The organism is Flavobacterium sp. KH_035 (genome assembly GCF_057839565.1).
Genome location: NZ_CM174492.1, coordinates 3534455 through 3549098, shown reverse-complemented (window position 1 = coordinate 3549098; position 14644 = coordinate 3534455). Strand labels below are relative to the sequence as shown.

The 14644-nt window shown below is 39.7% G+C and carries 2 protein-coding genes; both read right to left on the bottom strand.

The window, feature by feature from the left end; translation table 11 throughout:
* Positions 1 to 5: 5 nt before the first annotated feature.
* Positions 6 to 938 carry a PorP/SprF family type IX secretion system membrane protein gene (locus AC3IS6_RS14570; RefSeq protein WP_489160362.1) on the bottom strand — a complete coding sequence of 311 codons (933 nt, stop codon included), beginning with the start codon at positions 936 to 938 and terminating at the stop codon, positions 6 to 8.
* A 46-nt stretch (positions 939 to 984) separates the two neighbouring features.
* Positions 985 to 13572: an Ig-like domain-containing protein gene (locus tag AC3IS6_RS14565; protein ID WP_489160360.1), complete on the bottom strand. Its 12588-nt coding sequence runs from the start codon at positions 13570 to 13572 to the stop codon at positions 985 to 987.
* Positions 13573 to 14644 lie beyond the last annotated feature (1072 nt).

Below are 14644 nucleotides of genomic sequence, written 5' to 3'. Positions count from 1 at the left end.
ATGTTTTAGAAGAATCGAGGTGATTTGATTTTACTTTGTTTTTTAGTAAACTGATAACGCAGGATGATCTCATGAGATCCATCGTTGTATTTGTTCAGGTCACTTACGGTATAATCAAAAGCATATCCGATGTAAAAACTTCTGGAGATCTGAAAACCTGCCAAGGCGCTTAACGAATCATCTGTTCGATAGGATGCACCGATTACAAATTTTTCTGCAATCATAAAATTCGCCGAAATATCGGCAGTAAGTGGTGCTCCACTCACTGCCTTTACTAAAAATGCCGGTTTAAACTTTAAGTTTGGATTCAGATCAAAAACATAACCTCCCATTAAGTAATAATGCAAACGATCGTAAGATATTGATTCCTGAATATCATCATAATAATCACTTTGAATAAAACTTGGAACGGAAAGACCTACATACCATTTGTCGGTATAATAGTAAACCCCTGCTCCTACAGCCAGTTTCATCTGATTGTTAATATTCTGATTCAACAATACATCATTATTGTTATAGAATCTTCCTTTAGACCAATCTACATCTAACATTCTCATCCCCGCTTTTAACCCAAAAGCCAGTCTTTTTTCATATCCTAAAGGAATTGAATAAGAGAAATTTCCGTCAATATACAATTCGTTTGAGGGGCCAATTTTGTCGTTAACAACACTTAGTCCTAAACCAATCATCTCGTTTAGAAGCGGTGAATGAGCAGAAAATGATTGTGTTTCTGGTGCCCCATCTATTCCAACCCATTGCGAACGATGCAAAAGTGTTGCCTCTAAGGTTCCGGTAGACCCGGCATAAGCCGGATTTACTGACATCGTATTGTACATGTATTGCGTGTACTCCGGGTCCTGTTGGGCACTGACGCAAACTGTGATAAACGAACATATTAAAATAAAATACGTTTCTAATGATTTTATATATAGTTTCATAACGATACTTATTAAGTTTAATTTATTAGATGATTAATACAGCTGCTTATCTCATTATAGACAACCAACCTTTTTTAACCGTTCCGTCTCCAATCGCTATTACGTAGAAATAAGTACCTGTTGGCAGCATATCTCCTCTATTAATAACTCCGGAAACATTGGCGGTTCCGTCCCAATCATTTTCATAATGTTGTTTACTATATACTAATGAACCGTATCTGTTATACACTTTCAACTCATTATTTGGATAAGTTTCGATACAATCTATTCTGAAAAGATCATTAGCTCCATCATTATTTGGTGTAAACTCATTGTAAACGGTCAAACAAATTGGTTCGATAGAAACTGAAGCCGAATTATTTGATGCATCTACATCTAACGGAGTCGAAGTCTCAACAGTTGCAACACTTAAGTATTTACCACTCGGTAACACTTCTGCTACAATTGTAAGTACTACACTTTGACCAGCATTCAATGTTGGAATTGTCCAGAGTTCTGTTAACAAATTGTATGTTCCTGCAGTCGTAGATGCACTTACCAAATTGTATCCACTAGGCAATAAATCACTTACTATTGTATTTATAAAATTACCCTGACCAACATTATTTACGGTTACTTTAAAGGTAATCTGATCACCAAAATTAGGTGTAGAATTACTAACTGTATTGGTTATCGTTAAGTCAGAACAAGTTGCTACAACTACATTTAAGGATTTCGTAGTTCTCTCGTCACAAGTATTAATATACTGGACTACAACTCTGCCAGGTCCAATGTCAGACCAGGAAATCGTTACTGAGCCATCATTAACTCCTCCTCCGGAAGTAATTGTTCCGTTAGTAACCGACCACACATAATTTGATTTTCCATTGGCAATTGAGTATGTTACTCCCTGGAATACACATGGTGTATCATCTGTCGTGGTAATAGGAACCAGAGCATCATTATCAAAAGCAACAGTTACTCCTAATCTTGCAGCTCTATCACAACCATTAGTAACGTTACTAAGTGTTCCTGCGTAATAAGTTGTTGCTGTTAAAGGTGTATTTGCTGCCAAAGGTGTTCCTCCTAATGCTGAAGCATACCATACCACATTTGACTCATTTACGACGATATTCTGGATTGTTGGATTTGATGACAAACAGAATACTTGTGTCGTTCTTGGCGTAGTGACATTTCCTGGTGAATTTACATTCACAGTAACCAGCAATCTTACTGGATTCTCGCAGCCTGAACCGCTTGCAATAACTCCATAATAATTACCGCTCACTAAAGCTGTTGTTGATGGAATTGCTGTTCCTCCTGTTGCAGTACTATACCAAATTACATTAGATTCGTTTACCTGAATGTCCGAAACTTTTGCTGCACTTACAGAACAGAAATTCTGAATTGCCGAAGTTGTTGTTGGTGTAGGCATTGGATTAGCAATAGTAATTGTAACTGCTAAACGCGCTGCACTCTTACATCCTGTTATCGGATCTGTTATTTCTCCATAATATGTACCAGAAGTTAATGCTGTTGTTAATGGAATTGCTGTTCCGCCAGTTGCACTACTAAACCACGCTACATTGCTTTCGTTTACCTGAATACTCGCAAAGGTTGGAGCACTTGTAGAACAAAAATTCTGAGATGCTGCAGTTGTGGTAGGATTATTCGAATTCCCAACAGTCACAGTAACTTTTAGTCGGATACTACTTTCACAACCTGTTACCGGATCTTTTGTAACAGCATAATAATCTCCATTTACCAATGCTGTAGTCGATGCAACGGCAGTTCCACCTGTTGCGGTGGTATACCACACAATGTTGCTTCCGTTTACCTGAATATTGGCAACCGTTGGATTATTTCCTGAACAGAAAACCTGAGCAGTAGCTGTTGTTGTTGGTGTAACCGGATCAGTAACGTTAATGGTTACCGCTAATCTGGTAGCACTTTCACATCCTGATACAGGATCTTTTATCACTGCATAATAAGTACCGCTGGTTAAAGCTGTCGTTGATGGAATAACTGTTCCGCCAGTTAGAGCAGTGTACCAAACAATATTACTTTGATTCGTTTGAATACTTGCAAATGTTGGTGCATTAACTGTACAGAAATTTTGTGTTCCTGCAGTTACCAAGGTTGGTGTACCTGGATCAGTTACACTTATTGTTACTGCCAATCTCACCGCGCTTTCGCATCCTGATACAGGATCTTTTATTGCTGCGTAATAAACTCCACTAGTTAAAACTGTAGTAGATGGAATCATGGTTCCTCCTGTCAATGCAGTGTACCAAACGATATTGCTTTGATTCGTTTGAATGCTTGCGAAAGTTGGTGCATTTACCGCACAGAAGTTTTGTGTTCCGGCTGTTACTAATGTCGGTGTACCCGGGTCAGTAACATTAATGGTTACCGCTAATCTGGTAGCACTTTCACATCCTGATACAGGATCTTTTATCACTGCATAGTAAGTACCGCTGGTTAAAGCTGTAGTTGAAGGAATAACCGTTCCTCCGGTTAAAGCAGTATACCAAACAATATTGCTTTGATTCGTTTGAATACTTGCGAATGTTGGTGCATTAACCGTACAGAAATTTTGTGTTCCTGCCGTTACTAAAGTTGGCGTACCAGGATCAGTAACATTGATTGTTACGGCTAATCTTACAGCACTTTCACACCCTGATACAGGATCTTTTATTGCTGCATAATAAACTCCACTAGTTAAAGCCGTAGTTGAAGGAATCAATGTTCCTCCCGTTAAAGCAGTATACCAAACGATGTTAGCTTCATTAAATTGAACACTCGCAAAAGTTGGTGCATTTACCGCACAGAAATTTTGTGTTCCTGCAGTTACCAAAGTTGGTGTGCCCGGATTGGCAACATTGATTGTTACAGCTAATCTTACAGCGCTTTCACAAGTCGTTGTTGGATCTTTGATTACTGCATAATAAGTACCACTAGTTAAGGCTGTAGTCGATGGAATAACGGTTCCTCCGGTTAGAGCAGTATACCAAACAATGTTAGCTTCATTAAACTGAACACTTGCAAAAGTTGGTGCATTAACCAAGCAGAAATTTTGTGTGCCTGCAGTTACCAAAGTTGGTGTACCTGGATCGGTTACACTGATATTGATCGCCAATCTCGCTGTGCTTTCACATCCTGATACAGGATCTTTTATTGCTGCATAATACGTTCCGGTAGTCAAAGCTGTAGTCGAAGGAATTAAAGTTCCTCCTGTTAAAGCAGTATACCAAACGATATTCGCAGCAACGGCTGGACTTACGTCAATTGTGGCAAAAGTTGGTGCATCTGCCAAACAGAAACTCTGAGTGGTTTTAGTAATAATTGGTGCTTCCGGATCGGTCACGGTGATGTTAATCGCTAATCTCACATTACTCTCGCAAGTAGTTATTGGATCTTTGATTGCAACATAGTAAGTTCCGGTTGTCAAAGCTGTTGTAGACGGAATTAAAATTCCTCCTGTCAAAGCTGTGTACCAAACGATATTCGCAGCAACGGCTGGACTTACGTCAATTGTAGCAAAAGTTGGTGCATTAATCAAACAGAAGCTCTGAGTGGTTTTAGTGATTACAGGAGTTCCTGGATCGGTCACACTAATGTTAATCGCTAATCTCACATTACTTTCGCAATTAGTTGTTGGGTCTTTGATTGCAGCATAATAAGTTCCAGTTGTCAAAGCTGTAGTCGATGGAATTAAAGTTCCTCCGGTTAAAGCAGTATACCAAACAATGTTGGCCGCAACTGCTGGACTTACGTCGATTATGGCAAAAGTTGGCGCATTGACTAAACAGAAATCCTGACTCGTTTTGGTGATAACAGGAGTTCCCGGATCGGTTACACTGATTGTTACAGCTAATCTTACATTACTTTCACAAGTCGTTGTTGGATCTTTGATTGCAGCATAATAAGTTCCAGTTGTCAAAGCTGTAGTCGATGGAATTAAAGTTCCTCCGGTTAAAGCAGTATACCAAACAATGTTGGCCGCAACTGCTGGACTTACGTCGATTGTGGCAAAAGTTGGCGCATTGACCAAACAGAAATCCTGACTAGTTTTGGTAATAACAGGAGTTCCCGGATCGGTCACACTTATCGTTACAGCTAATCGTACAGCGCTCTCACAAGTCGTTGTCGGATCTTTAATTGCGGCATAATACGTTCCGGTTGTTAAAGCTGTAGTAGATGGAATTAAAGTTCCACCGGTTAAAGCGGTGTACCAAACGATATTCGCAGCAACCGCTGGACTTACGTCAATTGTTGCAAAAGTTGGCGCATTTACCAAACAGAAATCCTGACTAGTTTTGGTAATAACAGGAGTTCCAGGATCGGTTACACTGATAGTTACCGCCAATCTTACCGCGCTCTCACAAGTCGTAGTTGGATCTTTGATTACAGCATAATAAGTACCGCTGGTTAAAGCTGTAGTAGATGGAATAACGGTTCCACCGGTTAAAGCGGTGTACCAAACGATATTCGCTTCGTTGAACTGAACACTTGCAAATGTTGGTGCGTTGACCAAACAAAAGTTTTGTGTTCCGCCTGTTACTAAGGTTGGTGTACCAGGATCGGTTACACTGATGGTTACCGCCAATCTTACTGCGCTCTCACAAGTCGTAGTTGGATCTTTGATTACAGCATAATAAGTACCGCTGGTTAAAGCTGTAGTAGATGGAATAACTGTTCCACCAGTTAAAGCGGTGTACCAAACGATATTGGCTTCGTTGAACTGAACACTTGCAAATGTTGGTGCGTTAACCAAACAGAAGTTTTGTGTTCCGGCTGTTACTAAGGTTGGTGTACCAGGATCAGTTACACTGATGGTTACCGCCAATCTTACTGCGCTCTCACAAGTCGTAGTTGGATCTTTGATTACAGCATAATAAGTACCGCTGGTTAAAGCTGTAGTAGATGGAATAACGGTTCCACCGGTTAAAGCGGTGTACCAAACGATATTGGCTTCGTTGAACTGAACACTTGCAAATGTTGGTGCATTGACCAAACAGAAGTTTTGTGTTCCGGCTGTTACTAAGGTTGGTGTACCAGGATCAGTTACACTGATGGTTACCGCCAATCTTACCGCGCTTTCACAAGTCGTAGTTGGATCTTTGATTACAGCATAATAAGTACCGCTGGTTAAAGCTGTAGTAGATGGAATAACGGTTCCACCGGTTAAAGCGGTGTACCAAACGATATTGGCTTCGTTAAACTGAACACTTGCAAATGTTGGTGCATTGACCAAACAGAAGTTTTGTGTTCCGGCTGTTACTAAAGTTGGTGTACCAGGATCAGTTACACTGATGGTTACCGCCAATCTTACTGCGCTCTCACAAGTCGTAGTTGGATCTTTGATTACAGCATAATAAGTACCGCTGGTTAAAGCTGTAGTAGATGGAATAACTGTTCCACCGGTTAAAGCGGTGTACCAAACGATATTAGCTTCGTTAAACTGAACACTTGCAAATGTTGGTGCATTGACCAAACAGAAGTTTTGTGTTCCGGCTGTTACTAAGGTTGGTGTACCAGGATCGGTTACACTAATGGTTACCCCCAATCTTACTGCGCTCTCACAAGTCGTAGTTGGATCTTTGATTACAGCATAATAAGTACCGCTGGTTAAAGCTGTAGTAGATGGAATAACGGTTCCACCAGTTAAAGCGGTATACCAAACGATATTGGCTTCGTTGAACTGAACACTTGCAAATGTTGGTGCGTTGACCAAACAGAAGTTTTGTGTTCCGGCTGTTACTAAGGTTGGTGTACCAGGATCGGTTACACTGATAGTTACCGCCAATCTTACTGCGCTCTCACAAGTCGTAGTTGGATCTTTGATTACAGCATAATAAGTACCACTGGTTAAAGCTGTAGTAGATGGAATAACGGTTCCACCGGTTAAAGCGGTGTACCAAACGATATTGGCTTCGTTGAACTGAACACTTGCAAATGTTGGTGCATTGACCAAACAGAAGTTTTGTGTTCCGGCTGTTACTAAGGTTGGTGTACCAGGATCGGTTACACTAATGGTTACCGCCAATCTTACTGCGCTCTCACAAGTCGTAGTTGGATCTTTGATTACAGCATAATAAGTACCGCTGGTTAAAGCTGTAGTAGATGGAATAACTGTTCCACCAGTTAAAGCGGTGTACCAAACGATATTGGCTTCGTTGAACTGAACACTTGCAAATGTTGGTGCGTTAACCAAACAGAAGTTTTGTGTTCCGGCTGTTACTAAGGTTGGTGTACCAGGATCAGTTACACTGATGGTTACCGCCAATCTTACTGCGCTCTCACAAGTCGTAGTTGGATCTTTGATTACAGCATAATAAGTACCGCTGGTTAAAGCTGTAGTAGATGGAATAACTGTTCCACCGGTTAAAGCGGTATACCAAACGATATTGGCTTCGTTAAACTGAACACTTGCAAATGTTGGTGCATTGACCAAACAGAAGTTTTGTGTTCCGGCTGTTACTAAAGTTGGTGTACCAGGATCGCTAACGGTTACGGCTGTTACTGATCGCACTGAGCTTTCACAGCCATTAAGGTCTCTGATGGCTCCATAATAAGATCTGGTAGTTAGAGCTGTTGTTGGATCTAATGCAGTTCCTCCTGTTGCTGCAAGGTACCAAACCACATTGGCCTGATCAGCCTGAAGATTGGCAACTGTAGGCGCATTAACCAAACAGAAACTTTGATTGGCTGGTGTAGATGTTGGTGTCGCAGGATCATTAATAAGAACCGTCACAAGTCTCAACTCTCCATTTTTATTCTGACATGTAAAATCGCTTGAAACAGCAACATAATAAGACATTGGGCTCATTGCCGGTGTCAAACCTGTAGCTGTTAAAGCCCCTGTACCACTAATCGCATAATCCACTCCTCCAATTGTTCCGGTAAAAATAGGCTGCGTTTTATTAGCATCTAAATACCAGGCAAAAATAGGGTTCGACAACGTACTTGATGGTGTTAAAGTAACTGGCGTATCATGACAAATAGAAGCATTATTTATTGAAATATCGGTTACCAAAGAATTTGGTAAAATAGTAAAGGTCACTTGTTTTCTGTCTGCCGGAGCAGTTTCACAATATTCATCTGAACTTACTCCAACATAATAGGTATAGGTTCCCGGAACTAAACCGGTTACGATCAATTTAGAGGTTACTTGTCCAGGAATTAACTGGCTCGTTGTACCATCAAAGCTATACCAGTGGTATACCGGATTTGTAAGTACCGGTGTAGCACTTAAAACTGCATCTAAGGTTACCGTACCGGTTTCTGAACAAATGATAGTAGCTGGTCCTCCGTTTATAGTTACGTTTGTTATCGTTGCTGCAGGAACAGTAGCTCTTACAACCACAGTTACTTCTCCTCTTTCTAAAGCAGGACAACCGTAACGAATTGGCTGAATATAATATTTATAAGTTCCTGCTGCTAATGTAGCTGGCAAGGTATAAGTCTGACCACTGGCTACGAGATTTCCTCCTGTAGGCGAATCGTACCATTCATAATCCGCACAAGGTTTGGGCGGGACGACGAGTGTAATGTCGGTGCCGGGGCAAACCGTGACTTTATTATCAGGATCACTTCCTATCACTTTTGTATTGGTTACACGATCAATAGAATGCACTCTAAGCTGATCTAAAACACTGGCAACACCGCCAAGTGTTATCACTACTTTATCATAAGGCTGTGTTTGAGGAGCAACAATAGTCATCGCCATCGTGTCTCCTGAAAGTAGTTTTAAAGTCAACAGACTGCTTGTGTTTTCAATTGGTGCGCCAACCGGAATGTTTCCTGAATAAAGCTGAATCGAAAATCCGGTAAGCAAATTAAGGTTTAAAACTACTCCGGGTTTTGAGATTACAATTCTTAAACTATCCCCAACCATAGAAGGCGTTCTAAACGTTGTTGTAAGTTCAGCAGCAGCCAATAATCCTACTGCATTAAACATAGTGGCATAGGTAGCAATATCTTTGTCGGCTATATTCCATGGGTTTGAAACTCCCACTGTAGCGGTTAATGCTCCTATTCCCAAATCTCTTACACCAGAGAAAACATCTTCAATATCTCCCTGTCCGCAAGTGATCTGAGTTACTTGTTTTTTGTAATAAGCATCATATACACTGATGTTTTGTGCTACGCTTAAAACTGATCCTAATTGTACACGGATACCATCATAATCCTGAAGTCCGGAAGTATTAGACGGAACAAAAGTAAATTCAAATGAATTTTCTCCCGGTAATAAGTTTAATAAAGATCCTGTTATGGGTTGTAAAGTTCCAATATCAATAGGATTATTAGATCCGTCACGTTTAGTACCCACTACTGAGATGTTTTGGGCCACAGCAATTAAACTGTTTTCTAAACCAATTTTTACCGTTACAGGTGTTCCTTTAACAATTGTTGTTGGCCATTGCAGATTTTGCCAGGTTGTTCCAATACCCAAAAGTCCCAAACCGGTTGTAATGGTGGAGTGTGTACTTGGATCACCGTCAACAGCTAATGGTCCATTGCTCACGCCTCCTGTAATAATAGAGCCTGACAATTGTGTAGTAGCATAAACTCTTTCTAATAACGGATCGCAGGTAGCAGGATCAATTACGCTAATCGTAATAGTCTGACTTGTGGTACAGGTTCCGTTACTGGCAACTACTGTATAACTAAAAACACCTACCGTGTTTAAAGGTCCTGTATTATTTGAAGGCACTACATTTCCCTGCTGATCGTACCAGGTAATTGTTCCGTTTGAAGTTGCTGCTAAAGCAACAGAAGTACCTTTAGGAACCACTATTGAACTCGTTACTCCTGTTAAGGTTGGCAACGGATTAATGGTAACTGCTACCGATTCCTTAGCAGATGGACAATCACTACCATTCGCTTGAGCCTGAATAAAATAATTACCATTTACTGTAATATTTGCAGCGGCCTGATCTGTTATCGGATTGTTTAACGAATCATAAAAAGTATAAGTAGTGGTTGGATTAAAACTAACAATAGCATCTTTTAAATTCACTTTAGCACAACCGGCCAAAGTTGGTGTTACTGTCAAAACTGAACCTGTTGGGAAGTTTACGACCACTGCTTTTAAGTTTCCGTTTGCATTCTCACAAATACCACCGTTAAACACAGATACATAATAGGTATAAGGAGAGTTTAACGCAGTAAGTCCGGTAATCGTTAGAGCACCAGTTCCGGAATCTTTAACATAGGTAACTCCGGATATTGTTCCGGTTGCCTCCTGTGTTTTATTTCCATCTAAATAATATTTAAAAGTTGCTCCCGCTAAAGCTGATGTTGGAGTCAAAACAATACCTCCTGAACAAGAAGCGGTCAAAGGAGTTGTGATGTTAATATCTGTAGCTGTCGGTAAAGGCAATACAGTCACAGTAACGGGCTGACGAACGGTATTGATACAAGTTCCTCCACGCGTTGCTTCCAAATAAAATGTTGTTGTAGTGGTCAATGCAGCAGTTGGATTAACCGCTACTATATTGCCTCCGGTTGGAGCATCGTACCATTCAAATGTATCTCCACCAGTTGCAGTTGCTAATAAGGAAGCAGTTTGTCCGGCACAAATTGGTGCGGCTGCTCCTGTTATTACAGCATTTGCAAATCTATATGAAGCTTCGTAAATCTCCAGGCTTGATAAAAGAGTTGCCAATCCACTTAATCGAACGCGCACACTGGTAAAAGTACCCGCTGCTGCAAAACTTGCTTTGAAACGATTTCCGGATAAAATCTGAACATTCAAAAGATTATTGATTGTGCTAAAATCACCGTTAGGTACTCCTGAATTAAAACTTTGCAGGCTAACATTAGAAAGTGCACTAATATCAAGAAGTCCAACAGGAATTCCCAATTCCACATCGATAATATCACCAGTGTGACCCGTTGTTGGAAAGGTTAAATCTTGTTGAATATGATCGGTTACTAAACCAAGAGGTATTGAAAGAGTCGCTGCTGTAGCAGAGTTTCCGTCTACAGAATTTCCATCTCCACTAGAACTACAAGTCAAACAGTTTGTGGTTCCTCCTTTAGTGGTTATTTGCGAATTGGCTAACAAGCAGCTATTTACTCCGCTAATTACAGTCACAACAATCGCTGTTCTTGTACTGCTTGTACAATCGGAAGCTAGATCTACTGACTCTACATAAAATGTTTTACTTACCGTTAAAGCCGGACTAGGTGTAAAACTATTTACATTAGTAGCCAAAAGAGTTCCCCCTATAGGTTCATCGTACCAGTTGTGATTAATACCGGGGCTACTCACAACTGCCAGTGTTGCATCCTGACCTGACTGAATAATCACATGTGAAGATACTGCAACTGGTGCCGAAGGTCTTGGATTAACCGTAACGGTAACCGGTGTACGGCTCGAACTTATACAAGTTCCGATTGAAGCTTCGACATAATAAGTAGTTGTAGTAGTTAAATTTGGTGTCGCAAAAACGGTACCCGTAAACACTAAATTTCCACCTGAACTCGCGTCGTACCATTTATAAACAGTTCCCACGACCGGTGAGTCAATACTTATTGAAGTTGTAGCTCCCCCGCATAAATTGGCAGGACTGGCCGTTACTGGTGTCGGAGCGATCGGATTATTTACCGTAACCACAACCGGGTTTCTTTCACTATTGACACAGCCATTGCGGGTCACTTCTACATAATACGTAGTGTTTACCGTTAAAGCCGGCGTAGTATAAGCCGCAGTGCTTGCCAATAAAGTTCCTCCTGTTAAAGCATCATACCATTTAACACTTTCACCAACTACGATGTCTGCTGTTAAAGTAGTCGTTTGCCCTCCACAAATTGTGGTGCTTCCGGTAAAGGATGGCGCTTTATAACGATGCGTAGCCTGATAAATATCCAAAGTCGTTAGCACACTTACCAAGCCGCCTAATCTAATTTCGATACGATCAAAATTGGCTGCAGCAGTAAAAGTGGCTCTGAACTTATTTCCGGATACTAACTGCAAAGAAATCAATGCGTTATTAATAAAATTTCTGTCGTTGTTAAAAGTTGCTCCATTATAAGTTGCAAGACTAACTACTCCTAACAAATTAAGATCTGCAATTCCTCCTGGCAATGCAAGATCAACATCAATAATATCTCCCGCTTTTCCTGGATTATTAAATTGTAGTGTTTGCTGAATCCAGCCGTTCACTAAACCTATCGGTAGTGTTAGAGAAGAGAAAGTAGCACTGTTTCCGTCAACAGAATTGTTCTGAGCACTTGATGAACAAAGCAAACACAGACCGTTCTGAGTGGTTTGCTGGCTATTGGCTTCTAAACAACCTCCTAAAGCAGCAGGTATAACCGTTACCGTTACCGGTGCTCTGGTTGCACTAACGCAGCCTCCCGCACTGTTTCGGGACTCAACATAATAAGTTTTAGAAGCGACTAATACCGGAGTTGTAAAAGTATTGGAGTCTCCTAATAATCGAACGCCTCCTGTAGCTACATCATACCAATCTAAGGTTACACCAGGTTCTGAAGTAGAAGCACTAAGTGTTGCATTCTGACCAGAAACTATAGTTACACTTTGTGTTAAAATAGTGGCAACTCCCGGAACAGGAGTTGAAGTAACCGTAACCGGAGTTCGTGTTGCTGTTTTACAGACACCTATAGATGCCTCGACATAAAAATTCGTAGTTCCCGTTGGAACAGTTGGTGTATAGGTACTCCCGGTAGTTAATGCCGAACCACCCGTTGCGGCACTAAACCAGGAATAAGTTGTTCCTAGTACCGGATTTATAACTGATAGTGTTGTTGCTTGTGTTGCTCCCGAAGAACAAATTGAAGTACCAACTGTACTAATTGTCGGTAATATAGGATCCAGAACATTAACTGTAACAGGAAATCTTTCATCGCTTTCACAACCGGCACTTCTTGATATACCTATATAATAAGTAGTACTTGTCGTTAAAGCAGGTGTTGTAAAAGTATTTACATTTGAAAGCGCTGTAGTAGAGGTTGGAGAACTGTACCAGGCCAATGTAGTACCTACAGCAGCTGTTGCTGAAAGCGCAATCGACTGTCCTAAACAAACAGATTGTGTTGCTCCACCAGCAATAGTTGGTTTTGCAAACTGCAACCGAACATCATAAATCCTTACATTAGTCAGGACACTAAGCAGTCCGCCTATTTCTACTTTAACCTGATCTGCATCAGCTGTCAGGGTATATTTTACAGTAGCTGTAGTAGCTCCGCTTATGGCGTTTACATTCAACAATGGACTATTTAAAGCCAATGCTGTACTGCTTGTACCCGCGACCGAATTACTGGGCTGAATAGTCGTGTTGGCTACTAAACCAACATCTAACAGGTCTGCATTTGATCCGTAAACGATCACAATTTGGTCACCGGCTTTTGCCATTTGACCAAACTTCACTGTTTCCTGCACGGAGCAAAGAACTCCCAATGCATTGGTCAATGAAGCGTACGTACTCGTACTCGCATCATAAGCAAAGGTTGGATTAAGTACCTCTGTAGTTCCCAAACACACTCCGGCTCTACTGCTCGTATTGGAGATGGGTCTACAGAAAGTCTGGGCAAAGTTTTTATTGCAAAGCAGCAATAAAAAAAATAGTCCCAATAATCTCCTCTTTACTAGGAGATCATAAAAAGTAAAATTTTTTTTCATAATTTGGAAGATTAGAAAATGGACAATAAAATACCTCTTGCGATAAGCAGACGTGCTTAGGCAATTTCAAAAAAAACACTAATAATCAACTTGTTGAAATAAAATTTAGATTCCCAGAATACTAAGAATGTAAACAACATTTCAGTAAAAAATCATGTTGCACCGAGTATACAGAAGTATACTAAAGAACCGCTCCTACTCTTTTCGAATAAAAGACATACCAAAAAATTGGGAAATACTGATCTAGATCAGACTTCCAAAAAGAGTGATTTGTTATAAACCAATTTTCATTAAAGAAAATATACGTTTCGGAGAATTGGGGAATTCTACATCATATATAGTATGATTCAATAGTCAAAAAAAGCTGATTAATTCTTTTTATAAACTTTGTTTCTTTTAGAACAGAACTCTAAAAATTGAATCAGTTCATTTTAAAAAACGCAGTCTGTATTTAAAAAAATTTAAACACGACAATACGCTTCATCGACAAACCCCCGATTGGGATTTGAAAATGAAAAAATAACAGAATTGGAAAATTGATGAAATAAGTTTGAAGTGGAACAAAAATTCAATTTGATGATAAATTCAATTTTATTCAAACTCTTATAAGACAAAGCTAAAATAATACGAAAACCTAATGCAAACTTGATAAAGAAAGTAGTGATCAATTCCATACGCAAACTAATTAAGTTATTATAAAAAACTTCAACTCTAGATAACGGTACAAAAACACCACTTACTTTATTAAAAATATATTAAATCGATGTTTTTGGAAAAAAGGATCAAAAAGTTTTGTTTAACTTTTTCAATACTAAAATTAGAAAAAAGGAGCATACGAAACAAGTATAATTTTACTGTTTTTCAAATTTACTGGAAATAACAAATTCAAAAAACATGCAAATCATCGGAAAAACCTGCCTTTATAACGTAAAAAGAAGCTAAAATAAAATGTTAAAAAATATTTTTATTTTTTCTAACCTTAATAAAAAGAAAGTAAAAGATTACAAATATATAAGGTAATCGATTAAAATTATGCAAAAAAAGCATAAATGGAAAGTAAATCTAAAAATTG